The organism is Caballeronia udeis (genome assembly GCF_044909315.1).
Lineage (GTDB): Bacteria > Pseudomonadota > Gammaproteobacteria > Burkholderiales > Burkholderiaceae > Caballeronia > Caballeronia udeis_A.
The window spans coordinates 85,806-110,587 of the sequence record NZ_JBIYEB010000004.1; the positions used below are offsets into that span (position 1 = coordinate 85,806).

General features: G+C 59.1%; 20 protein-coding genes. 8 read left to right on the forward strand and 12 right to left on the reverse strand.

Going from position 1 to position 24,782, the window contains the following annotated elements:
- Positions 1 to 38: 38 nt before the first annotated feature.
- A complete protein-coding gene (locus ABH944_RS07820) occupies positions 39 to 386 on the reverse strand; it encodes a RidA family protein (RefSeq protein ID WP_404605861.1) in 348 nt (115 codons plus the stop codon).
- Positions 387 to 711: 325 nt separating this feature from the next.
- Here ABH944_RS07820 and ABH944_RS07825 point away from each other — a divergent pair, with 325 nt between their 5' ends.
- Positions 712 to 1,956 (forward strand): D-amino acid dehydrogenase, encoded by a 1,245-nt coding sequence (locus ABH944_RS07825; RefSeq protein WP_404606007.1) that lies wholly within the window; start codon positions 712 to 714, stop codon positions 1,954 to 1,956.
- Positions 1,957 to 2,024: 68 nt separating this feature from the next.
- On the opposite strand, the gene ABH944_RS07830 is transcribed toward ABH944_RS07825, so the two are convergent.
- On the reverse strand, positions 2,025 to 2,873 hold the full coding sequence (locus tag ABH944_RS07830; protein WP_404605859.1) for an MFS transporter: 849 nt from the start codon (positions 2,871 to 2,873) through the stop codon (positions 2,025 to 2,027).
- A 56-nt stretch (positions 2,874 to 2,929) separates the two neighbouring features.
- Entirely contained in the window at positions 2,930 to 4,168 is a 1,239-nt protein-coding gene (locus ABH944_RS07835; protein WP_472975129.1) for a lactonase family protein, read from the reverse strand.
- Between the two features lie 76 nt (positions 4,169 to 4,244).
- On the opposite strand from ABH944_RS07835, the gene acnA reads away from it, so the two are divergent.
- The 5 genes from acnA to ABH944_RS07860 all read left to right on the forward strand — a co-directional run bounded on the left by acnA (position 4,245) and on the right by ABH944_RS07860 (position 10,660).
- Positions 4,245 to 6,875 (forward strand): aconitate hydratase AcnA, encoded by a 2,631-nt coding sequence (gene acnA, locus ABH944_RS07840; protein WP_404605858.1) that lies wholly within the window; start codon positions 4,245 to 4,247, stop codon positions 6,873 to 6,875.
- Positions 6,876 to 6,924: 49 nt separating this feature from the next.
- Positions 6,925 to 7,818: a GntR family transcriptional regulator gene (locus ABH944_RS07845; RefSeq protein WP_404605857.1), complete on the forward strand. Its 894-nt coding sequence runs from the start codon at positions 6,925 to 6,927 to the stop codon at positions 7,816 to 7,818.
- Between the two features lie 267 nt (positions 7,819 to 8,085).
- Positions 8,086 to 8,301 (forward strand): DUF3311 domain-containing protein, encoded by a 216-nt coding sequence (locus ABH944_RS07850; protein ID WP_062083695.1) that lies wholly within the window; start codon positions 8,086 to 8,088, stop codon positions 8,299 to 8,301.
- A complete protein-coding gene (locus tag ABH944_RS07855) occupies positions 8,298 to 9,785 on the forward strand; it encodes a sodium:solute symporter family protein (protein ID WP_404605855.1) in 1,488 nt (495 codons plus the stop codon). The genes ABH944_RS07850 and ABH944_RS07855 overlap by 4 nt, the downstream gene beginning before the upstream one ends.
- 182 nt (positions 9,786 to 9,967) lie before the next feature.
- Positions 9,968 to 10,660, forward strand: a complete 693-nt coding sequence (locus ABH944_RS07860) for a cytochrome b/b6 domain-containing protein (RefSeq protein WP_404605853.1) — start codon at positions 9,968 to 9,970, stop codon at positions 10,658 to 10,660.
- A gap of 18 nt (positions 10,661 to 10,678) precedes the next feature.
- Here ABH944_RS07860 and ABH944_RS07865 read toward each other — a convergent pair whose 3' ends face one another.
- Complete coding sequence (locus tag ABH944_RS07865) at positions 10,679 to 11,137, reverse strand: CHRD domain-containing protein (protein WP_404605851.1); 459 nt, start codon at positions 11,135 to 11,137, stop codon at positions 10,679 to 10,681.
- A 724-nt stretch (positions 11,138 to 11,861) separates the two neighbouring features.
- Between ABH944_RS07865 and ABH944_RS07870 the strand changes: the two genes are divergently transcribed.
- Positions 11,862 to 13,259, forward strand: a complete 1,398-nt coding sequence (locus ABH944_RS07870; RefSeq protein ID WP_404605850.1) for an MFS transporter — start codon at positions 11,862 to 11,864, stop codon at positions 13,257 to 13,259.
- Between the two features lie 421 nt (positions 13,260 to 13,680).
- Here ABH944_RS07870 and ABH944_RS07875 read toward each other — a convergent pair whose 3' ends face one another.
- The 6 genes from ABH944_RS07875 to ABH944_RS07900 all read right to left on the reverse strand — a co-directional run bounded on the left by ABH944_RS07875 (position 13,681) and on the right by ABH944_RS07900 (position 21,406).
- Entirely contained in the window at positions 13,681 to 14,835 is a 1,155-nt protein-coding gene (locus ABH944_RS07875) for a porin (RefSeq protein WP_404605848.1), read from the reverse strand.
- A 516-nt stretch (positions 14,836 to 15,351) separates the two neighbouring features.
- A complete protein-coding gene (locus tag ABH944_RS07880; protein ID WP_404605846.1) occupies positions 15,352 to 17,577 on the reverse strand; it encodes a xanthine dehydrogenase family protein molybdopterin-binding subunit in 2,226 nt (741 codons plus the stop codon).
- 22 nt (positions 17,578 to 17,599) lie between these two features.
- On the reverse strand, positions 17,600 to 18,604 hold the full coding sequence (locus ABH944_RS07885; RefSeq protein WP_404605845.1) for an FAD binding domain-containing protein: 1,005 nt from the start codon (positions 18,602 to 18,604) through the stop codon (positions 17,600 to 17,602).
- Between the two features lie 11 nt (positions 18,605 to 18,615).
- Positions 18,616 to 19,089 (reverse strand): (2Fe-2S)-binding protein, encoded by a 474-nt coding sequence (locus tag ABH944_RS07890; protein WP_404606005.1) that lies wholly within the window; start codon positions 19,087 to 19,089, stop codon positions 18,616 to 18,618.
- A 538-nt stretch (positions 19,090 to 19,627) separates the two neighbouring features.
- Positions 19,628 to 20,002, reverse strand: a complete 375-nt coding sequence (locus ABH944_RS07895) for a hypothetical protein (protein WP_404605844.1) — start codon at positions 20,000 to 20,002, stop codon at positions 19,628 to 19,630.
- 483 nt (positions 20,003 to 20,485) lie between these two features.
- Positions 20,486 to 21,406 carry a hypothetical protein gene (locus tag ABH944_RS07900; protein WP_404605843.1) on the reverse strand — a complete coding sequence of 307 codons (921 nt, stop codon included), beginning with the start codon at positions 21,404 to 21,406 and terminating at the stop codon, positions 20,486 to 20,488.
- 836 nt (positions 21,407 to 22,242) lie between these two features.
- Between ABH944_RS07900 and cysC the strand changes: the two genes are divergently transcribed.
- Positions 22,243 to 22,845, forward strand: coding sequence for an adenylyl-sulfate kinase (cysC, locus tag ABH944_RS07905; protein ID WP_404605842.1), 603 nt, complete (start codon positions 22,243 to 22,245; stop codon positions 22,843 to 22,845).
- 117 nt (positions 22,846 to 22,962) lie between these two features.
- Here the strand turns inward: cysC and ABH944_RS07910 are convergent, their stop codons facing one another.
- Positions 22,963 to 23,154, reverse strand: a complete 192-nt coding sequence (locus ABH944_RS07910) for a YqaE/Pmp3 family membrane protein (protein ID WP_404605841.1) — start codon at positions 23,152 to 23,154, stop codon at positions 22,963 to 22,965.
- A gap of 179 nt (positions 23,155 to 23,333) precedes the next feature.
- Positions 23,334 to 24,446: a porin gene (locus tag ABH944_RS07915; protein ID WP_404605839.1), complete on the reverse strand. Its 1,113-nt coding sequence runs from the start codon at positions 24,444 to 24,446 to the stop codon at positions 23,334 to 23,336.
- Positions 24,447 to 24,782 lie beyond the last annotated feature (336 nt).

Consider the following 24,782-nt stretch of genomic DNA (forward strand, 5'->3'; position numbering starts at 1 on the left):
TGAAAAACACCCCCGACGATCCAGCCCGAGAGATCCGCTCAGACAGCAACGATCACGCCAATTTCGACCGTATATTGAGGGAAAGCAAGCCTGGACTCGACGCATGCGCGCGCCGGTTCGTCGCCTTCGGGCACCCATGCGTCCCAGATCTGGTTCATCTCGCCGAAACTCGTGTAGTCGGCAAGCCAGATATTCGCCGTCAGAATCCGCGCTTTGTCCGAGCCGATCTGCTCCAGCAACCGGTCGATCTTCGCCAGAATCTGCGTCGTCTGACCCTTTACGTCCTGACTCGGATCGTCCGCGACCTGCCCTGAAATAAAACCGAAACCGCCATGAACGACGGCCTGGCTCATCCGCTTTCCGCTTCCATAACGCTTGATCTGCATGGCACCTCCTTAGGATTGACGACACGAGACAACACGTGCAGCGTAGTTTTGTAACGCAGTTATATCTACACTTTCGAATGCATATGTACGACATCAGTGTCGACACTATCAGATCAAAATTGGATGTTGCAAATGGTGGTTTCACCTGAGCCTCTGCACGTCCGCCCGAGCAGGATTTGCTGCGTTGCAGCCAAACGGTGCCGTTGCATTTGTTTTTTTGTTTATATACATTGGTGTCGACACTTTATTGCGTCAAACTCGTTCCACGGGCAAGATCAGCCAGGGAAATGCCCTGCGCCCTGGCAGCAATGAGAATAAGGACATCATGAAAGTTATCGTGCTCGGCGGCGGCGTGGTCGGTGTGACAACGGCGTACCAGCTACAGAAGGACGGCCATGAGGTCGTGATCATCGAACGGCAGCCCGTGGTCGCTGGTGAAACCAGCTGGGGCAACGCCGGAATGGTTGCACCCGGACACTCTTTTGTCTGGTCTTCGCCCAAAGCGCCAATGACCTTGCTCAAGTCCTTGGTACTGAAAGATCAGGCGCTTCGGTTCAGGTTCTCCGCCGACCCCCGGCTGTATAGCTGGTCGTGGCTGTTCCTGATGGAGTGCACTGCGGAAAAGGCGCGCCGTAACACCCTGCTCAAGCATCGTCTGGCTGCTTACTCGCAGAAGATCTTGCAGGACGTGATCGCTGAAGACCCCGTTGATTACGATCGGAACGTCCGCGGCATTCTATATTTCCACCGGAGTCAGGAAGCGCTGGACCGTGGCGTCGCGCACATGAAGCTGCTCGAATCCGACGGGCAGCTCATTACGGTCCTTGACCGCAACCAGGTCGTCGAGCTCGATCCGTCGCTTGCCGCCGCGAAAGACAAGATAGCGGGCGCTATCCACTGTCCGACCGATGAGACCGGAGACTCCGCGAAGTTCACTCGCGCCCTTGCGGAAAAAATTCTCGCGCGGGGCGGCACGATTCTGACCGATACCACCATCAATGGCTTTGAAACCTCGGGGCAGGACGTGACGGGCATCGCAACGAGCAAAGGCTTGATCAAAGGCGACGCGTACGTGCTGGCCCTCGGCAGCTACAGCCCGGTTCTGAGCCGTCAGATTGGCGTTAATCTTCCAATTTATCCAATCAAGGGATACTCGCTCACCATCCCGATAGAGGGACAGCCGTCGCCCCCGAATGTTGCTGCGGTCGATGAGCATAATCTGGTCGCAGTCTCGCGATTCGGCGACCGGATCCGGGTCACCGCGACGGCCGAATTCGCCGGTTTCGACACCAGTCACAAGCCGTCGGATTTCGCCTTCATGAAGCGCGTGACGCAGGAGCTCTATCCTGCTGGCGGGAATTACGATCGTGCAGAGATGTGGGCCGGGCTGAGGCCGATGACGCCAACCAACTTGCCGTTTTTCGGCCGCAAGAAGTATCGGAATCTCTATCTGAATACAGGTCACGGTCATATCGGCTGGACCATGTCGCACGGTTCGGCACGTATCACGGCCGACTTGATTGCAGGACGAACACCCGCCATTCCAATGGATGGACTGTTGGTGGATTAATTGTCGGCGATGACGACCTCGAATGCCGCTGTGGTCCAGATGCTCAAGCTCACGGCGGCAGCCATGAGTCAGGCACTTTTGTTGGACGGAACAGGCGCTGCCTGTGCCGCTGCGCGGTCGTTAATCCGAATGAGGAGCGTCATCAGGAAAGACACCGCCAGCAACCCGGACAGGAACAGAAGTCCCGTGGTCGCGCTGCCTCCCTGCCCCTTGATATAGCCGATCGCGAACGGTCCTGCGAAACCACCCAGGTTGCCGATTGAATTGATCACGGCGATGGACACCGCAGCGCTCGAACGCGACAGAAACAAGGTAGGCAACGCCCAGAAGGGTGACTTGAATGCATACAAGCCCGCGAGGCTCAGGCTGATCATTAAAACCGAAACATAGGGATTCAGCGCGATTCCTGCGCCGCACAAAGACGCGGCCGCAACCGCCAGCGGGATGGCCGAGTGCAAGCGCCGTTCACTTCGCCGGTCGGAACTGCGTGACCAGAACACCATGACGACCGTCGCGAACAGGTACGGCACCATCGCGATCAATCCAATCTGCGTGTGGCTGAGTTCCGTGGAAAAGCCTTTGATGATCTGCGGCATCCAGTACCCGACGCCAAGACTGCCGCATTGATAGACAAAATAAATGAACGACAGGTAGAGGACTTTCGGACTGGCGAGTGCCTTGAATGTCCCCATGTGCTTCACGTCGGGACGTGCCCGTTTGTCGTTTTCCAGCTCGGCGAGCAGCCAGTCGCGCTCCTCGGGTTTCAACCATTTTGCCTTGTTCATCTGCAACGCCGCGTATCCGATGTTGGCGCGGTCAAGGTACGAGACAACGTAGAGAACGAACACGAACGGGATGATTCGCCACGAGATCTTCCTGACGAGTGCGGTCTCATTGATTGCTGATCGTGCGTGCATATCGGTCGCATCGGCGTGGCGCCGCTCGATGTCCTTGTAGGGTCGAAGGAGCTGCCTTACGCCTGATGTTGCGAGAACACCATGCAAACGGGGCTGCCGGTTTGTACGGAGAACCCCGTCGGCTTGATCCGCCCGGACGTTTGGTCGACCGCGAACGCAACAATGCTGTCGCTGTCCTCATTCAGCACGAACATGAAGCGTCCATCCGGCGTCGATGTCATGAACCGCGGCGTACGGCCACGGCTTTGCCCGGCTTCAACGAGACTCAGGAAGCCTGTGTCCGGAGCGATCCTGAACACGGCAACGCTGTCGTAACCTCGATTCGACGCATACACATATCGCCCACTGCGATCGACTTCAATTTCCGATGCACGGCTGTTGCCCGTGAACGTGTCAGGAAGCGTGGATACGGTTTGAAGCGGTTGCAGTGACCCGTTGGCCGATGAATACCGGTACGTCGTGACAGTCGAGTCAAGCTCGTTGATGCAATAGGCGAAGCCCGACCTGGGGTGGAATGCTATATGGCGCGGGCCTGATGTCTCTCTCGCGGTCACGAACGCCGGTGTGCCGGGAGACAACTGACCGTCTTTGAACCGATAGGTCAGGACCCGGTCCAGACCTTTGGCGGGAACAATGACAAATTCACCGGACGGGTCGAAGGGGTTGAAGTGAGGCTTCGGCACCGTCTGCTCAACCCTGTGCGGTCCAAGCGGACCCTCAAGTTTCACCAACTGTGTCAGTGCGTTGAGAGAACCATCCTCGGCGATCGGCAGCACGGCAAGACTCGACCCGATGTGATTGGAAACCACGACGTAACGCCCTGTGGGGTCGATCGCCAGGTGAACGGGATTCTGTCCCTGGGTGCTTTGCTTGTTCAGGAATGTGATCTTGCCGCTTGCCTTGTCGACGGCAAACGAACTGATGTCGCTCAGGTCGCCATGGACGGTGTAGAGCCGCTCGCCGTTGGCGCTCAGTGCCAGGAAAGACGGGTTGACCAGATCTTTCAGGAGTTGCACCAGTTCGAGCCTTCCCGCCTCCTGGTCGACCGAATAGACGCTGATGCCGTCGCCCCTGGCATTACGTTCACGCGTCGTCCGGCAACCAACATAAGCAAACATACCTTGTCCTTTTGAATTCGTTGGGCGAGACGCCCGGTCCGTTGCCGCGAATGCCGAGGGAACCACCATGGTCGCGGCCGCGAGTGCGCTGACCGACACGGCACCTTGAAGAAGAGAGCGCCGGCTTGCGCTTGCTTTCATCCCCTGCACGGGCGCCGATGGTTTTCCAGGTTCCACGGGGTTGTCTCCATTTTTTTGGTCTGGGGTTTTTACTAGATTGCATTTTTACGTTTACAAATGCAAAAATACAGTTATGGAAAACACTTACTTCCCCGCTGACGCTCGCCTGACGCTTGACGACGACGTTTTTCGCTTCATCGATTTGCCGGGCATGTTCGGCGCGCAGCTCGCCCGGCTGCCGGTCGTCTTGCGTTTGATGCTGGAGAATGTGATTCGGAACACGCACGCAGAGGAACGCCGCCTTGCTGTAGACGGGATCCTTGAGTGGCTCAATAGGGGCACGAGCGAAGTCGAGATCGCCTTCCAGCCGAACCGGGTGCTGATGCACGACACGACGAGCACACCCGCGCTGGTGGATATCGCGGCCATGCGAGACATGTTGGCCGAGGCCGGGGCGGACCCGACCGCGCTCAATCCGGTGCTGCCGGTCGACTCATCAGTCGATCACTCGCTTGCCGTCGAGTATTTCGCCCGCCCCGACGCGGCCCCGATGAATCTGCAGCTTGAACTGCGGCGCAATAACGAGCGTTACCGCTTCTTGCGGTGGGCGTCGAAAGCACTGACCGGCGTGCGGATCCATCCTCCCGGCACGGGGATCATGCACACGATCAATCTCGAACAGCTCGCGACGGTCGTATCGGTCGTGGAGCGCGACGGCGAACGGTGGGCTGTACCTGACACCCTCATCGGCACCGACAGCCACACGCCGATGATTAACGGCATTGGCGTGCTCGGATGGGGTGTAGGCGGACTCGAAGCGCAGACCGTCATGTTTGGCATGCCCGTGATGCAGCGAATCCCCGACGTGATCGGTGTTCGGCTCACGGGCGCGTTCCGGCCCGGAACGCTTGCGACCGATCTGGCGCTGACCGTGACACAACGTCTTCGCCAGATCGGCGTGTCCGGGGAGTTTGTCGAATTTTTTGGTCCCGGAGTGGCGACGCTGACCGCGGGAGACCGTTCGGTTGTCGCCAATATGGCTCCTGAGTACGGTGCGTCGACCGGTTTTTTTCCGGTGGACGGTCACACTCTGGATTACCTTCGCGGCACAAACCGCAAGACCAGTGCGATAGCGCTGGTCGAACAATTTACGAAGAAATCCGGCTTATGGTTTGATCCTTCTGCAACGCCGACCTATACGCGAACGGTCGACATCGATCTGAGCGAGATCGGCATGCATGTCGCCGGTCCACGGCGCCCGCAAGATTTGCTGGACTACTCCGATACGTCGAAGGCGCTGGAGAAGTTTGCTTTCAAGGCGGCGAGCGACGCCTCCGGGATGCCGAAACACCCTGTCGCGATTGCCGCCATCACCAGTTGCACCAACACATCCGATCCCGCCCTCCTGGTTGCGGCGGGTCTGCTCGCCCGCAAGGCGCGCAAGCTCGGACTGATGGTGCCCGCCTGGGTCAAGACATCACTTGGTCCCGGCTCGCCGGCGGCTGCCGCGTATCTTGAGCGGGCCGGCCTGATTGATGACCTTTCGTCCCTTGGCTTCGATATCGTGGGTTACGGCTGCACGACCTGCATCGGCAATTCCGGGCAGCTTACCGAGCCGGTCAAAGAGGCCATGGCGGTCAAGTCGATCTACCCGGTTGCAATGCTGTCGGGCAACCGGAATTTTCCAGGGCGGATCCATCCCGACCTGGACCTTGGCTTTATCATGTCGCCGCCTTTGGTCATCGCTTTCGCGCTCGCCGGCAATGCGGAAATTGATTTGAGCCGGGATCCGATCCAGGTCGCACCCAATGGCGCTCCCGTGTTCCTGAAAGATTTGTGGCCAAACCGCGAAGAGGTCGCCGCCCTGGTCCAGCAAGCCGCGGAGTCGACGGACTACCCCCGCGCGTTCGCTATTGCCAGCCGCAATCCGCTTTGGCACGACATGGAGGTTCCGGACAGCGCGCGGTTTCCATGGGACGCTGCTTCGACAGCGCTCAGGCGTCCCCCGTTCGCAGCGCTCTCAGAGGGCTCGCAACTTGGAACCTACCGTGCTTACCCCTTGCTTGTAGTGGGCGACGACATAACGACCGACCATATCTCGCCGGCGAGCGCCATTCCAGCGGACAGCTACGTTGCGGATTTCCTTGTCGGGCGCGGCGATGATCGAAGCGACCTGAACGTCTTCGCGTCGCGTCGCGGGAACTGGGAGGTCATGGTGCGGGCAGCGTTTTACAACAGGACACTGGTCAATTTGCTGAAGCCGGACGCGCCTGTTGCGAACACGCTGCATGTCCCGAGCGGCGACGTGATTCCCATTTTCGAGGCGGCGAATCGATATCGCGCGGACGGTGACCCGGTCGTCCTGATTGCGGGTGAACGATACGGCACGGGTTCGTCGCGTGATTGGGCAGCGAAAGGCCAGCGCTTGCTCGGGATTCGCGCGGTGCTTGCCGTGAGTTTCGAGCGAATTCACCGGTCCAATTTGATCGGCATGGGTATCCTCCCTCTGCGCTTGCCCAAGGGTGTCAACCCTTCCACACTGAACATCCGGCCCGGTGATAAGGTGGAAGTGAACGCAGCGCCGGAGACACTTGGCCCCCGTTGTAAAGTGGCTACCAGGATTGTCAGGGCGGATGGAAGCATCGAGCAATTTGAAGCCGTGGCAGGCGTGGAAACGCAGCTGGAAATCGCTTTGCTGCGTGCAGGCGGCGTCATTCCGCTGATCCTGCAAAAAACCCTGGCGGCCCATTCGCCAACTAGTTGACATACGGTCGCGGTGAGCCAGAACCTCAGCCGGAAATGCAAGAATCACTATGAACGACAGATCAATCGCCGCGCAAATCGTCGCCTTTATTCAAGCAGAAGACATGGCAGCTGGCAGCCACTTGCCGGCGCAGCTGATTGCCGACCGCCTGCGCGTTTCACGCTCGCCCGTGAACGATGCCCTCGCCTTCCTGCACGAAAAGGGCGTGCTGATCCGCGAACGCAATCGCGGATTCTTTCTCGCGAAACCCGTGGTGGCGCCGCTGGATGAGATCGTCGAGCAACTTGGATTAGGCGAGTCGGACGTTGTAACGAGCGTCTACTTCCGCATTGCCGACGACCGGCTCAAGGGCCTGCTGCCTGAGGAAGTCTCCGAGCAGTTGCTCCGGGCACGCTACGGGCTGACAACAACGCAGCTCAACGCGGTACTGGGGCGTATTGCGCAAGAGGGTTGGGCCGAGCGCAAACCCGGTTACGGCTGGCAGTTTTCCGCCATGCTGACGACCCCGGACAGCCTGTTGAAGTCTTATCGGCTGCGGCTTGCGCTCGAGCCTGCCGCGCTGCTCGAACCGGGCTATCGGCTCGACCCTAAAGTGCTTGAGCGTTGCCGCGCAGCGGAGATCCACTTGCTGGCCGGCGGCATTGCGACAGACACGGCGGATCAGCTACATGACCGTGGCGTGCGTTTTCACGAGTCCTTGGTTGAAGCGTCCGGCAACTCGTTCTTCATTGACACGATCAAGCGGGTGAACCGGGTTCGGCGGCTGCTCTCTTACCGCTCGATGCAGCATCGGGAGCGCTACGCCGTGCACTGCAAGCAGCACCTCCATATTCTCGATCTCCTCGAAAAAGAGCGCAACGAGGAAGCGTCGGAAGCACTTCGAGCCCACCTGCGCCATACGCTCGACGCACTATCCAATATCAGCAACATTCTCAAACCCTAGACGCGGCCGTTTTCAGGCCCGCTTGACCTGGATTTTTTCTGGTAGCGGGGCAATCAACTTATTTCGGATTACTGATAAATTTGTCTTTCCAGCATTTCCTAAAACCAAGTTCGACCTCTAAAAGCCCATGTCATATCCCCGGCGCAATACCTTTCAAAATACCTACACTTTTTTGATCGACTTTGCCAATCAACGAATAAAGCATAGAGTCAGCGGGACAAAAACGTGTCCGACACGCAAGACACACAGCTCTGGGGGTTATTCGTCATGCTTTTTCGAATCATGGCCGCGCTACCGTTCATTGGTATTCTCATCGGTGTCCCGTTCGTCAATCAGGTTGAACCTCTAGTCCTCGGCATGCCGTTCGTGCTGGCGTGGATCGTGATCTGGATCGTGTTGAGCGCGATCATCATGGGCATCATCTATCGGCTGGATCCGACCAATCGCCAGGCGGTCAACGAGGCCGCGGAGTCCCGATCATGAGCAGCGCCCTGGTTATCATCATTGCCGTGACGGTATTGGCGCTCTATCTGGGCGTGCGTGCGCGGCGCGGTCACGACATGAACCTTGAGCAATGGACTGTCGGCGGCCGCAGCTTCGGCACCGCATTCGTGTTTCTCCTGATGGCCGGAGAAATCTACACGACGTTCACTTTTCTCGGCGGCAGCGGCTTCGCTTATGGCAAGGGCGCGCCCGTCTACTACATTCTCGCGTACGGAACCCTCGCCTACATCCTCTCGTACTGGATGCTGCCGCCAATCTGGCGCTATGCGAAGAAACACCGGCTTGTCTCGCAGCCCCATTACTTCGCTCGCAAGTACGATAGCCCCGCGCTCGGCGTCCTGGTCGCCGTGGTCGGCGTGGTCGCGCTGATTCCCTATCTCGTACTGCAACTCAAGGGGCTCGGCATCATTGTGGCGACGGCTTCGTATGGCGTGATATCGCCAACGGTCGCTGTCTGGATCGGCGCGCTGGTGGTCACGGCCTACGTGATTCTGTCGGGCGTACGAGGCTCGGCATGGAATTCCGTGGTGAAGGACATTCTGATCCTGAGCGTGGTACTGGCGCTGGGCATCTACCTGCCTTATCACCTTTACGGCGGCATTGGCCCGATGTTCCATGCGATCGATGCCGCCAAGCCCGGCTTCCTCACCTTCCCGGCGAAGGGGTCGAGCGTGTCGTGGTTCCAGTCCACGGTGCTGCTGACGGCCCTCGGTTTCTTCATGTGGCCGCATACTTTCGGTTCGGTTTATACGGCTCGCGACGAACGGATCTTCCGGCGCAATGCAATCATCCTGCCCATCTATCAACTGATCCTGCTGTTCGTGTTCTTCGTGGGATTTGCGGCAACGCTCAAGGTGCCGGGCCTGAAAGGCGGTGACATTGACCTGTCGTTGTTCCGGCTGTCCATCCAGAGTTTCGATCCCTGGATCGTCGGTGTGATCGGCGCTGCCGGCGTGCTGACGGCGCTCGTCCCGGGCTCGATGATCCTGACCTCCGCCTCCACCCTGCTCGCGAACGACGTTTATCGAGGGGCGATGAACCGTCAGGCCTCCGATGCGTTTGTCGGCAGGCTTGCGCGCTGGCTCGTGCCTGTCGTCGCACTCGTCGCCATCTGGTTCACGCTGCAGGGCGGCAACACGATCGTCGCGCTGCTGCTGATGGGCTATAGCTTCGTGACACAGCTCTTTCCTGCGTTGATAGCGAGCCTGATGCACAAGAGCCGCGCGACAAAACAGGGCGCCATGGGCGGGATCATTGCGGGCGTGGCGGTTGTCGTGGTGACCACAACCCTGCACCTGAGCATCGGACAGATGTTTCCCTTTCTCCCCGATTCGGCGAAGGACGTCAATATCGGCTTCCTCGCGCTGGCTTTGAATATCATTGTGTTCGTCCTCGTCAGTGCGCTCACGCAGCCCCGCGCGGAACACGGCGCCGCTCATGGAACCGACGGCGCGTTGCGTTGAGTGAGGATAGACACGCATAGCTGACGAAGAGGATGCCGGCGTCCCATCCGTGCAAGCCACCCGCTGCATCCGCGGAATGACAAGCCGGCACAAAGCCGATGAGACGACAACGAACATGGCCAGCAATACGGTGAATGCCCCTCCGCCGCTATGGGATGAGCAGCGCGTTCGAGGACCGGCACATGGATGCTGATCGACCCGTTACAGCACAGACGCAATCCGGTGGCCGCCCGGTGCTCGTCTGGGACATGCCAACGAGGCTGTTCCACTGGCTGGTGGTCGTGCTGGTGGCAGCAGCCTATGTGACGTCGAGGCTGAACTGGATGGACTGGCACGTGCGGATTGGCGAGGCGCTGCTGGCGCTGGTGCTGTTCCGCTTGCTGTGGGGTTTCTTCGGCAGCGAGACCGCTCGATTCCGTGGCTTTTTGCGCGCCCCCGCCGCTGCATGGCAGCATCTGCGCCATGTGTTTCGCCGCGAAGCCGACCTGCAGGTGGGCCACAATGCGGCGGGAGGATGGATGGTACTGCTGCTCCTCGCTTTGCTGCTGGGCGAAACGCTGAGCGGGCTTTACGTCAACAACGACGTGGCGGACGACGGGCCGTTGACCCAATGGGTTCCCGCGTCGATCGCCAACGCCATCACAGCGCTGCACACGATCCTGTGGGACGCATTGCTCGCGGCCGTGGCGCTGCACGTGCTGGCGATCGCGTTATACGCGATCGCCAAGGGTCACAACCTGCTGCGCCCCATGCTCACCGGACGCAAGCTCCTGCCGGAGCAGATCGGCGCGCCACGGCTGGCATCTGCACTGCTGGTGCTGCTTTTGCTGGTCGTCAGCGTCGCGGCAACAACGCTTCTCGCGATGTATCTCTGAGCGCGGTTTCAGTCCGTGTCAGTTGCTCTTGGGCGGCACGACCTGACCGCGGATTTCACCGGCGGGATGATCCTTCGTGTGCACGTTGACATACATCTGACCCGCGACAAACTCCTGCGCGTCCGCCGGTGACAGCGTCGCGGTGCCGTTGAGCGGGCTGGTGGCGGCGGCGCCTTTCTCAGACAGCCAGACTTTCACCGGTGCGTTCTTGCCGGCCGCGGCGGGACCATGGAAATGCGCCATGGTGGCGTCGCTGGACAGTCCGCTGAAGGTGATTGCCCAGGTGACGACCCGCGTGTCGGGATCGTACGTGATGTTGGCGCTGCCGGTACCCGAGGTCTCGACAGGCGGCACCTGCTGCGCACCGGTGAGCGGCACCGTGAACGTAACTGGCGCTGCCTGTGCAAAGCTGATTGCCCCTGCGCACATGGCACCGGCGAGAACAATGAGAGCCCGTCGCGAGATTGACACATTCATTTGATTATCTCCTGTCGATATGGTCCGGCTGCGCAAGGGCCGCTTGCGCTCGCTTTGTCAAGGCAAGAGCTCGATCTGGCTCATTGCTGCAAGCAGTCAATAGCGCCAGTCTGGAGCCAACCGCCCTGCTGCCGCCCGGTCCGGGAACTGGATAAATTCAGGCTAGATGATGCTCGCACAGGCATGATCTGACAAGCGCGGAACTCCTGAAGCAAGCGCGCGAAATCTGCGTGAGATCTTTGCGCCAACCGCCTTCCTGGGAGAAGCAACGCTTGTTGATACCGGCCCGCGGATACCTCCTTGCTGCTAGCGGGAACCTGCGCGTTCACATCGATCGCTAAAGGAGCCGCTAAAGGAGCCGCTAAAGGATTCACTTGCGCATTCACTTGAGCGCAGCCGTCTTAAAGCATTGAATCGATGTGACTGAGAAATTCGACGCTGGGCATCTCACGTCAACCACAAACGATGCGTTGGTATTCGCCCGCATTGCTGAATATCGTGGTGATGTGCGAGATTGCGGAGGGTCCCGCGACGGCCGCATTTCCTTCGCGTGGATCGAGGCGATTCAAAGGCAGGCAATAGCCGGGAAACACGGGCGTCGTTCGCATCCTTTGGATTTTGCAATGCCGTCTTTATTACCGGCTTGCTGTTACTGAACTTCCGCGACAAGAAGCAACGGGCGTCGCGATCGACTTTACAGTTCTTTCAAAAATAAGAGGCTTACATGTCCAGCGAGAAAGCAGCGGAAATTGCAGCACGGCTTGATCGGCTGCCCCCCTCGCGCACCGTCTGGACCATGGTGATCCTGATCTCGCTGGGCGGTGTGTTCGAGTTCTATGACCTCTTCTTCACGGGCTACGTCGCGCCCGGCATGATCCAGTCCGGGTTGTTCAAACCGGAATCGCTCGGTTTCTTTGCTGCCCTTCAGCCGCTCGCGGTCGCGGGTTTCGGCACGTTCGTTTTTGCCACCTTCGCAGGACTCTGGGTCGGTACGCTGGTACTGGGTTATGTAGCGGACCGTTTTGGACGGCGCCTGATCTTCACGTACTCACTGCTCTGGTACATGGTCTGTACGGTGATCATGGCGTTCCAGCAATCCGGATTCGCGCTCGATATCTGGCGCTTTGTCGCGGGCATTGGTATTGGCGTCGAGCTGGTCACGATCGACACATACATCTCCGAACTGATCCCCAGCCAGGAGCGCGGCCGCGCGTACGCGATGAACCAGTTCATCACCTTTGCCGTCGTGCCGGTGGTCGCGTTTCTTGCGTATGCATTGAACGGGACGCAGCCGCTCGGCCTTGATTATTGGCGGGTGGTCATCCTGATCGGATCGGTCGGCGCCGTGGTCGTCTGGATCTTGCGCCGTCATATTCCGGAGAGCCCGCGCTGGCTCGCGCGTCATGGCCGGATAGAAGAAGCCGAAGCTATCGTTGCAGACATTGAACGGCGGGTTGTCGCAGAGAAAGGCATCAGCTTGCCGCCGCCCAAGACGGTCGCACCCGAGAGAGAAGGCCGTGGCTCGCTCAGTGAAATCTTCGCGCCGGGTTACCGGCGCCGGACGATCATTCTGTCGATCTTCAACATGGCGCAAGTGATCGGTTTCTATGGCTTCGCGGCCTGGGTGCCAACACTGTTGATCCACCGCGGCATCCATGTCACGGCGAGCCTGGGATATGCATTCGTCATTGCGATTGCCAATCCCTTTGGTCCGCTGCTGGGTACGCTGTTCGCCGACAGGCTCGAACGGAAGACCCAGATCTGCGGCGGCCTCATCACGATGGGCGTCGTCATTGCCATATTTTCCCAGGTCTCCGCGCCATGGCTTCTGATCGTGCTCGGCGTATTGTTCACGCTGGCGGCGAACATCATGTCCTATGCCTACCACGGCTATCAGGCCGAGCTCTATCCGACCCGCGTGCGTGCCCGTGCGATCGGCTTTGTCTATTCATGGAGCCGGATTTCCGCGGCCTTTGCCGGACTCGCGATCGGCATTCTGTTGCACGGCTATGGCGTGACCGGCGTCGCTGTATTTATCGGCATGTCCATGCTTGTGGCGATCTGCATGATCCTGCTCGGACCTTCCACCAAGGGGCTGGCGCTCGAGACCATCAACCATTGAATCGTGCACGGCCGGTGTTCGTCAGCGCTTCGTGCGACGGTGATGCATCATGTCCCGACGTGATCGGGTTCCTGAGCGCCTTCGCGTATGAACCCGATGCCCCCAACTCTTGCCCAGGGCATTCAGGACAAAATCGGCGCGTTCATTCACACCGGCCTTCGGAACAATGGAGATCTCGTATCCAAGCGACGGGTAGGCCTCAACAGGCCTGAGGTACTCCGCAGTGGCACTCTCCGGCGTGTGACGCCGCTGTGTCCTGACCGGCTACAACAAGGATAGCGACGTTTTTCTGGCCGGCATCGGCTACCGTTTCTAACCATGCGCCGATCGTGCGAATCATGCTGTGCAGTACTATGTTACTGCGCATGATCCTCGTTGCTGATTGATGCGGTCGCGCATGTCTCGCCGGCTGCCAACGCCCTCAGAACTTATGACGCATGCCCAGGATGAACATTTCCTGGCTGGCGGTGCCGTTGAAACCATACGAGCCGATCGAAGCCTGCGCCGCCGACGTCGTGCCGTCCGGATTGAGCTGCGTACCGCTGGCATGCTGATACGCGCCGACCGCATAAAGATCGGTACGCTTGGACAATGAATAGTCCGCACCAAGGCTGGCCTGGTTATACGTGGCCGACGTATTCCCGCTCGCCTTCTCATACGAGTAGCCTACGGCAAACAGCATGGCCGGGGTCGCCTGGTAATTGACGAACGCATTGCCAACGTTGTACTTCTCGGTGCTCGTGAAGGTTGAATCGCCGTCGTTTTTATACTGCGCATTGCTGTAAGAGCCGCCGACCGTTACAGGACCCAGCGCATACTGAATTCCCGCCCGTGCAATCCCCAGCGATTTGGCGGTTGCATAACCACTGTTGATCGCGCCGTCGAAGATTGCGTCTGACGATGAAGTCGGGTCCCAGGCGTCGCGAAATGCGCCCGCAGTCGGGCTGGGGTTCGTCGCGAGGAAATAGCCCGCCGCAATACCGAGCGGACCGTTGTTGTAGGTGACTGCACCGCTGTAGGTGTACCCCTGCCCCGTGCGGCCAGCCAGACCGCTGAACGCGTATAGTCCCTCGAACTGCAAGCCGGCATAGTTTGGCGAGACGTATTTCACGGCATTGGATACACGCAGGCTATTGTCGTAGTTGTCCACGTCGCCCGGTGTCGCGAAAATACTTCCGAAATAATTGTCAGCGGTCAGCGGCTGAACCATATCAACGAGCGGATCGTATTGCCGCCCGAGGGTCAACGTGCCCCAGCTGTTACCCGACAAACCGACAAATGCCTGACGCCCGAATTCGCGGTTGCCCTGGCCTAACTGCCCCGTGCCAATATCGAAGCCATTTTCCAAATCAAAGATGGCTTTCATACCGCCGCCGAGATCTTCCGAACCCTTCAAGCCCCAGCGATCACCCGACAAAGTCCCATCGATAAAACCCCATCGCGCGCCTTGACTGGTTTTCACATAACCCACGCCCGCGTCGATTGTTCCATACAGGGTAACGCTCGACTGAGCCCGCACTCCGCCTGCCACACCAAGGAGCGCCAACGAGATTACGCTTAGTGCACTCTTCTTCATCTCTTTCTCCACGCTCAGACACGGGAAAGGTTTTTCGTTTTCAGGTATTAGAAGATATCCGGACCTTTGGTTCGTTAAAGTATTTTATTTGTATGCCTAAATAGATTGGCAATAAACAAAATGAAAAACTATCGTCAAAACACTGTAATGGGGTGAGACCGCAAGCAAGCTCGCGGTCTCAAGCTCGCACTGAAAATGTTTGGCAACAACTTTCGTGGAGAACGCGAGCCGAAGTTAATCTATTCCAAAAAAACAACTAGTTCAATACCGCGAATATCACGAAATGTTGTTTTCTGGTCCCATTGGCCGCACGTTGATATCAAGGAACAAGGCTTGCTCGGGGCGCGCCTGTCAAGCAAACCGCTTTGCTTTTTAAACCATACGGTCCGGCCAGGTTATCAACTGCCTGAATTGCACCATTCTGGCGCGTGTCCAGATGATCCAGTCAGGCCAGCGCGGGCTTGAATATATTCCGGCGGGTCACGGGTCACGGGCCACGCAGGCCCGCCCGCCACCTCAAACCAGTAAATCCTCGATCATCACCGGCAGCCGCCGGACCCGTACCCCTGTCGCGTGATGAACTGCACTGGTAATCGCCGGCGCTATCCCCGCCAGACCAATCTCGGCGATACCCCGTGCACCCAGCTCGTTGAAGATCGTATCGGGATGGTCCAGGAACGTAACGTCCAGCGCGGGCGTATCCGCATTCGACGCGATGATGTAATCGGCGAGATTGCTGTTGATTGGCGCGCCGGTCCGTTCGTCATAACTCGTATGCTCGAACAGCGCCATGCCCACCCCCATGACGATCGCCCCTTCAATCTGGTTGCGCCCGGCCTTCAGGTTGAGGATGCGCCCCGCGTCGATCACAGTGGCCACGCGGCTCACGCGCAGTTGCGCGATCTCCGGTTGCCACGTGACCTCGGCGAAATGCACGCCGTACGAATGGATGGAGAACTTCTTCTTCAACGGGTCATCGAAGCCGCCCGCCGCACGGCCGCTTCCCGACGCCGCATGCATCTTTGCCGCCGCCAGTATGTCGCTGAACGGCACGCCGCTCGCCGGCGTTTCACCCTTGCGATGCACCCGGCCCTCACTGAACGCCAGCGTGTCCGCGCCGGTGCCTTCGAACGGCGATCCGGACACCGCCGCAGCGCGTGCGAGCACGGTGCCGATTGCCGCGCGAGCGGCGTCGAAAACGGCTGGAATCACCGAAGCGGTCGCCGCCGATCCGCCGGATATCGGTCCTGGCGGCAGAGCGGTATCGCCGAGACCAACCTCTATCTTGTCCAGCGGCAGCCCCGTTTGCGCAGCGACAAGTTGCGCGAGGATGGTGTAAGTGCCGGTGCCGATATCCTGTGTGCCGCATACCACCCTCGCCGTTCCATCCGCGCGCAGGTCGACCGTGGCTTCGGCCGAGAACCTGAGCCCCAGCCAGCTGCAAGCTCCCACGCCCCAGCCCAACGTCAGGCCGTCGCGCTTCATGGAACCAATACCGGGTGTGCGCTGCGCCCAGCCGAACTTGTCCGCGCCCGTGCTCAAGCACTCCACCAGGTGACGCGATGAGAACGGCAGGCCGCTGCTTTCATCAACGCGCGGTTCGTTCCTGATACGCAGCTCCACGGGATCGATACCCAGCTTGAATGCAAGCTCATCCATCGCCGATTCAAGCGCAAAGAGTCCCGGCACCGCGCCCGGTCCGCGCATGGCCGTAGGCGAGCCGACGTTGCGCGGCACGGTGCCCGAGCTCACGCGCAGGTTCGGCGTGCTGTACAACAGCGGCGTGGCTTCGCCGCAGTTTTCGGAATACGCGTCGAGGATCGACCTGTGGTTCAGGTAGTCATGGCGAATGGATGTGAGCGTGCCGTCGGCGTTCGCGCCAAGACGCACGCGTTGCTGCGTCAGCGGGCGATGCCCGACGTTCTGGAACATCATCTTGCGGCTCAACACGAGTTTTACCGGGTGACCTGTGTGGCGCGACGCAGCGGCAGCCAGCAGCGAATGCGGCCACATCCACAGCTTGCCCCCAAAACCCGAGCCCAGATAGCGCGAGATGACCCGCACCTTTTCTTTCGGCAGGCCGAGCATCTGCATCAGCGTGCCCTGATGATTCGAGATTGCCTGAGATGTTTCGTAGAACGTATAACTATCACCATCCCAGTGTGCGACCGTCGCATGAAGTTCGATCGGGTTATGCGTCTCGACCGGCGTCACGTAGCTTTCGTCGATCTTGACGGGCGCGCTGTCGAAAGCGCTCGCGGCGTCGCCACGCTCGCTTTCAACCTTCAGTTCCGCATCGCTTGACAGCGTGGTGCTCACGTCATGCGGGGCGGTTTCATAACCGACCTTGACGGCGGCGGCCGCCGCCGTCGCCGCTTCGAACGTATCCGCTATCACGAGCGCAACGTACTGGCCGTAATAGCGAATGATGTCGTCCTCGAACGGTGGACGTGCCTCGTCAACGTAGCCGGTATCCATTGAATTGCCGGAGATCCGGTAGAACCGGCCAATGTTGCCGCGATGCAATACCGCGTGCACGCCAGGCATGGATTCCGCCGCGGCGAATTCGAGGGAGACCAGCTTGCCGCTGGCAATGGTGCTGCTCACCGGGACCGCATGCAGCAGGCCCGGCAGGTCGACGTCCGACGTATAGGTTGCCTCGCCGCTGACCTTCAGCGGTCCGTCAATGCGCGAGTGCGGCCGGCCGATAACCGCATGCAGGGAATCTTGCACAGTAGACATGGGGTGAGTTCCTTTCGACGGATCAGGCGGCGCTCGTCGCGAGCGTCAGTGCATGGACCAGGCAGCGTTGGGCCAGTTCGACCTTGAAGCCGTTGCCGCTTTGCGGCCGGGCGCCGGCAAGTGCGTCCACCGCGGCGCGCCGGAAGCTCGCCGTATCCGGCGGCGCGCCAACGAGCGCGGCCTCGGCCTCGCGCGAGCGCCACGGCTTCGTGCCCACGCCGCCTAACGCAATACGTGCGTGGCTGACGCGGCCGCCGGTCACCGTGACGACCACCGCCGCCGAGGCCAGCGCGAACTCGTACGAGGCCCGGTCGCGCAGCTTCGAATAGAGAGACCGGCTGCCTTCCGCCGGCGGCGGCAGCGTAACGTGAGTGATGAGATCGCCGGGTTCGAGCACTGTTTCGCGCTCCGGCGTAGTGCCGGGCAATAGGAAAAAGTCGTCGATGGCGACACTGCGGGCGCCCCGCGTTCCCTGGATATGAACCACCGCTTCGAGCGCCGTGAGCGCCACGTTCATGTCTGACGGATTACTGGCAATGCATGCATCGCTTACGCCGAGGATCGCCTGCGTCCGGTTGAAACCGCTGATTGCCGCGCACCCCGAGCCGGGTTCACGCTTGTTGCAAGCCATGGCGTTATCGCGGAAATACACGCACCTGGTGCGTTGCAACAGGTTGCCGCCCGTTGTCGCCATGTTGCGCAGTTGTGCGGACGCTCCGGCAAGCAACGCCTGCGACAGCACCGGGTACGCGTCGCGAATCAGCGCATGATGCGCGAGATCGGCATTGCGCGCCGTCGCGCCAATCTTCACGCCGCCGTCCGGCAGCGCGTCGACGCCATTCAGCGGCAGGCGGCTGATATCGACCACGCGGCCCGGCCGCTCGACGTTCAGTTTCATCAGGTCGAGCAGCGTCGTGCCGCCAGCCAGGAAACGCACGTCGGCGCCCTGCTGCGCGGTATGTGACGCAGCGCCTGCCTTGATCGCGTCCTGCACGTCGTTCGCGCGGGAAAGCTGGAACAGTTCCATGTCGGCGCTCCTCAGGCTTTGCCGCGCACGACCTGAATCGCGGCAACGATGTTCTGATAGGCGCCGCAGCGGCAGAGGTTACCGCTCATGGCTTCGCGAACGTCGGCATCGGCGGGGCCGACCGGCTCGTCTAGCAAGGCGAGCGCGGACATGATCTGCCCGGACGTACAGTAGCCGCATTGATACCCGTCACACTCGACGAACGAGGCCTGCATGGGATGCATCGCACTGGAGGTGCCGATGCCTTCAATGGTCGTGATCTCATCGCCCGCATGGTTAGCGGCGAGACACAGGCATGCATTCACGCGGCGTCCGTTCACATGGACGGTGCAAGCGCCGCACTGGCCGTGATCGCAGCCTTTCTTCGTACCGGTCAAGTGCAGGTGCTCGCGCAACGCATCCAGCAGCGTGGTGCGAGGATCCAGCATCAGCGCGTAATTTCTGCCGTTGATAGAAAGCTCTACGGCAATAGTGACGGATTCGATCGAGTGCGTGGGTGCGCGCCGGGCGGGCACAGCGGTTTTAGGGCCGACGGTTTCGTCGATGAAACGGGTTGGAGATGATTGATCGTGCACGGCGGGAATCTCCTGACTGCGGGAACAGGGAGAAGTCGGTCACGTCGCAGATACGCTCATCAGGATGCCGATGCGGTCCGGCTATAAATGCCGGCACCGGAGGGATGCGGATGCGATCAAGCGGGGTGTCGCGTCGCTGACCAACAACGTGGCTCGTAACAACGCGAATAGTATAGGCAGTCGTTCCGGAGTTTGCTGAACCGGCTTTGAGCACGCGTGCGGTCCGGCATGTCCCCAGACCTCGCCTCGCCTTGCCTTTGCCTCGCCTACCGGCCGACGACCGCTCGTGCGATTTTTCGATCCGTCTCGCATCCGCTGAGCGCGTAGACCGACCGGGATTGTCAGGTTGCCAAGCCGGTTACGTCAGATGGCGAGTTGAAGCAACCGACATCGCTTGATCACGGCCGCCGTTTTCCAACCGAGGTGATCGCTTACCCCGCACAGCACTTCAGCTAGGTATCGAGCTCATGTCAAACGAATGGGGCACCTGGGCCGAAAGCACATCGTTCAGCTTGGCGAGGCTGGGTTTAGGAAAGGCATACGCAATCCATCCCACGCCGCCATGCCGAAGAACAACAACGGCGCCGTCGAAAAGAGGGTTTTTGTCAACATGCCAGCTAGGATCCACTTCAAGTGGATAGTTATGCGAAGGAAGTGGTTCACGTGGATGTTCTGGCTGCATGCGTGCGCGGATCTGGATAAGTGTGTCCATGAGCGCTTCGATGTCGTTGAGGGTCAACAGCGCTGATTGATTTTCGATTCGGAACCGGACCCCATTGGCGCCGGGTTCCTGTACAGCTTCTACTGACATCTGGTGGTACATGTTGAGACCTCTACAAAGTCAAAGTGGCTAACGCCGAATTCAGCTGCACGACAACCGTTCTGGAACTCCCGGCTTCAAGGCGTTTTCCGATTTCTCGCGTGTCTTCCGGGAACGCCATACGCTTCTATCCTGCAGGCGTTTCGCGCAACAAACGCCGAGCCGGACAATCGCAACATCATGCACAGGATAAATCGGTTCGAAATTAAAAAGAACTGCGGAATGCTTACCCTGGGTTAAGCGGGTTACCGGCTTTATATTTCCATTGATAGCTAAATATTTCGTCAATTAATCTTTTGACACGCCATTTCTTTATTCGGGTAGTTTCCCGATTTTCTCAGCGGCTTTCTCAACATCAACGGCGCCATGCGTACGCGCAAGCTCAGATGCGCACGTGCCGGTCAACGATGAATTGGCCAGATATCGTGGGCATCGTCTTTCATCCACGATCGTCAGTTATGCTTTGTAATAATATATGCCCGACCATCACTTAAAACGCTGCATCAAGCCCCGCCATGTCGACGACACCCTGGGGAAAATTCGGGGTTCGCTCGCCGTCCGCGCGTCCCAATGCGTAAATGCCAGCGCTCGTAGCCGGCAGATCTCCTTTCGCAAAGTATCCGCGAGCGCATCCGAGGTGGGCGGCATGGCAGCCCTTCCAGCGCCAAGGGCTGTCATGACTTCCGAGCGCGCATAACCACATTCACAGAACAGCTGCGCGACTTCGTTTTCGATACTTTCGTAAAATGACACCTCTGTTTCGGCAAATATTGTGTTTGCCAGCTTCGCATCGCTGAATTCCAGTCCGTCAACGCCCGCAAGCGACAATGCATGCTCGACTCGCGTACGGTAATCAGCGTTGTTGAGCTTGTTGATGCAAATTGTTTCAGACGCGTGCCGCTCGCACTCAATGAACGAATAAAGCCACATGCCAAAGAACGCGAGATAGCTGTCCCGAGAACCTACTGGATGGCTCCGGTAAAAGGCGATCTCCCTGTTGACGGAACGTCCCCGGAAACTGTTGATGCTGGCGAGCATCCGGATTCTCACGAGGACTTCAGGTAACTGGAACGCGTTATAGGTCGCCTGGGTAGTGGCATCGAAATAGTCGGAAATTTTATAGGACCACCACTGGCCACGCGGCTCTCTCCAGAGATGGATGTGAACACCGCCGAATTCCTGCTTGAGCGCTTCCATGCGTCCCGCACTGCGGCAGAACTGCAGCAACGGTCGTTTTGGCGCTGCTTCAATCAAGGTAGAAAAATACTTTCTTTGCGCACCTGGAAGCCTTGGTCCCGTGAAATATTCCTCGTAGCTGAACGATTTTCTGAACAGACCTTTCAGACGGTCCCGGATGCAGTAGTACTCGTAAAAATAGGGGGCCGCAAGCGTTGGATGCCTCAGCATGTGGCTGTCATAGTGCGGGGGTTTTAGAAACCCGTCGGGGTGGGTATCCAGATCGATAAGCGCTTCATTGCAGGGTTCCTGATAACAATAAAATTTATCTGTAGAACGAAATTTATTGAATAGGTACGTGCTACCCGACCGAAACAATGAGTGAATGAATATTGGGGATGTTGCTGGCGCTGTCTTTGGCATAAGTAATCTCGAGCCGGGCAATGGCGTGCGTTTGGCACATGCCGTTTAGGGCCGGCATCGCTTGATGACAATGGTCGAGATGCTAAAGGATGAACAGATCCCGCGGTCTTTTTTTAGTTTCCCCCCGCAACACACCGTAATACTTCGGCGGCGCCGGGCAGAACCAAGCGAAGAAGAGCCGGTATCCAGCAGGGCCGTGTCCGTAAACGGCGGTAACACGGCATCGGATTTTTATGACTATCCGGTTCCCGAATCGGGACAAATTGAGTATGAAGCCGTACAGTTTTTCAAGCAATTGGCTTGTCGCAGCTGAGCGCGGGACTATGCCTTCATGGTTAAAGCTCTCAACCCGTTTTCAGCAAACTGCTTCCAGTAAAGAGGCGTAACGGTTGTGGCTTTTGCTGTAACACGCTTGGCCGGCCATCCAACTAGACTATCCGCCAATTCAGCCCGGCGTTTATCCATGTTCGTCCGGCCACATATTTGGGCACGTCAATTTAGTGCCAGGCGTTATTGGTGCGAGGTTCCACAGGAAAGCGGACCAGCGCCGACGGCACCATGCAATGGAAACTCTCGCTTGCCACCGAACTATCAGAACCGTAACGCTATTGAAGCCATCTTATGCGTAACGGCGCGGAGGTTAAATGGATCTGCCAATCGATAACAAATCCCACATTTATCCCCATGCCTTTTCAGTGAGCACGAGGGACCGGGCTGAGTTGCTTCGACAAACTCCCGGCATCGTCTGGTTCACGGGACTCTCCGCGGCTGGAAAATCGACCATCGCGAGCGCGGTGGAACTGAGGCTCCATAGAAGCGGCAAACACACGTTTCTATTGGATGGGGACACTCTGCGCACCGGGCTATGCAGAGATCTCAGTTTTTCCAACGAACATCGACATGAAAATATCAGGCGCGCCGGCGAAGTCAGCCGACTGATGGCCGACGCCGGTCTGCTGGTGCTGGTCTGTGCCATCTCCCCCTTTGCCGCCGACCGGGAACTGGCACGAGCGCTTGCCGGACCTCACCGGTTCATGGAAGTACATGTGCATGTACCCCTCGCTGTTGCGGAAAGGCGCGATCCCAAGGGGCTTTATAAGCTTGCAAGACTGGGAGCGATCAAGAATTTCACGGGTATCGATTCCCCCTATGAAGAGCCGGCCGCCCCCGACATTCGCATCAATACCACCCAATGTTCCGTGGCCGACGCGGCGGCCCTGATTACTCAACAGTTGTGCGGCACCTGAGCGGCTCTTTCAACCGCCAGCCGATCGGCAACGTGGATGGTCACCACGCTGACCGCGGGCACCAGCCACGCATGCAGCCTGTAACCATCACTCCCGGATGCCCGTGTCGTACCTCGCTTACCGGCCAGCGACCGCTCGCGCGATTTTCCGGTCGGTCTTGTATTCGCTGAGTGCGTAGACCGACCAGATTGCCGCGGGAATCCAGCCGATAAGCGTGATTTGCAGCACAAGGCAAATGATGCCGGCGAACGGCCGGCCAATCGTGAGGAACTGGAGCCAGGGCAGGAAAATGGCGAGCAGGAGGCGCATGGAACTTTCCATCAGGTTAGAAGAAGGCCATCCAAAAACGGCGACCCCGTTATGACGTCGTGCAAGGACATCATAACGACCTGCCGATCTAAAACTTTAGGCCTTTCTTCGCGACACCGACAAGACTTCTTCTGCTGCCCTTCCCATCCCCGCGCCACACGCAGCCGAACCCGCTTCACTCAGAACTTATGCCGCATCCCGATCCGGATCAACGACTGGCGATTGCTGTTCGACGCCGCCGTCACGTAGTTGATTTGCGCAGTCGTGCCGCTGCTGCCGCTCAGGCAGGCGGCCTGCGCATAGACATCGGTGCGCTTGGAGAGCAGGTAGTCGAGCATCAGGTTCACTTGCTGGTAGCGCGGCGTGGCACCGGTTGCGTGGATATCGACGTCGGTCAGCGTGTACCCGGCGCCCGCCTGCAGCGCGGGCGTGATGTTGTAGCCGAGCCATCCTTCGTAGTTGTCGAAGTCGACGTTCGCCCCGTTCAGGCCCGAGCGAAAGCCCACGCGCGTGGCATTCAGGCCGCCCTTGAAGGAACCGATCGCGTAACTGGCGCCCAGCCCGTAGATGGATTCACTCGTGGCGGACGGCAGGTATCGTGTATAGAGCACATTCTTGGGCAGCGAATCATAGGCCGCCGCGTACGGACTGTTCACGTGCGTGTAGGCCGCGGCTACGTAAAGAGGCCCGTTTGAATAGTTGGCGCCTGCACTGACTACGCTGTTGGTCGGAAACGCGCCGGCCTGGCCACCGAATGAATACAACGCGCCGAGCTTCACGCCGCCCAGGCTCGGGCTCGTGTACTTCACCGCGTTGTTGACGCGGAACGTGCCGTTCAGGTTATCAACGTCGCCTGCGTGCGAGAAATAGGTGCCCCATTGCCCTTGCGCCGTGACGGGCGCCACGTAGTCCGCCATGAACTCGTACTGGCGGCCGAGCGTCAGCGTCCCCACGTCCGAGCGCAGTCCCACATAAGCCTGCCGTCCGAACAGGCGGCTGTTTTGCCCCAGGATCCCGGTCGATGGATCGAAGCCGTTCTCCAATGAGAAGATCGCGCTCAAGCCGCCGCCAAGATCCTCTTTCCCGAGCATGCCCCAGCGCGATCCCTGCGTGACGCCGCTTTGCAACTGGTAGTTGTGGCCGCCGTTCTGGTTGGTCGCGTAGGTCAGGCCTTCGTCGATCACGCCATACAAGGTCACACTGCTTTGTGCAAAACAAGCGGTCATGGCGCTCATTCCCATGACTCCGGCCATCCCCACCATTCCTGTCATGAGCGTCGTTCTGGTTTTCATCTGCGTTCCTATCGGTCTGCTCGGGTGAGCACGGTCAACTAAGAAATGCACGGGTGCTCCGGAATGGTCTGGTAGTCCGAGTAGTCCGGTCACACCGCACACTGAAGAAAGCAGACGTAATTTAGAAGGCCACCTCTGGAAAAAATAATGAAAAATCCCGGCGCGACTAGTCCTAACGGTAATACCCGCGTATCGGTACATCGTGGGCGAAACGGCAGTCGCTCGAATGCGCATCGATTGCCCTAATGTTCGTGGCTGCGCTACCCTCCCGGTCGAAGACCACACAAAAACACTGCTAATGCACAGGGGTATGAACGCACGATGCCCTTGCCCATA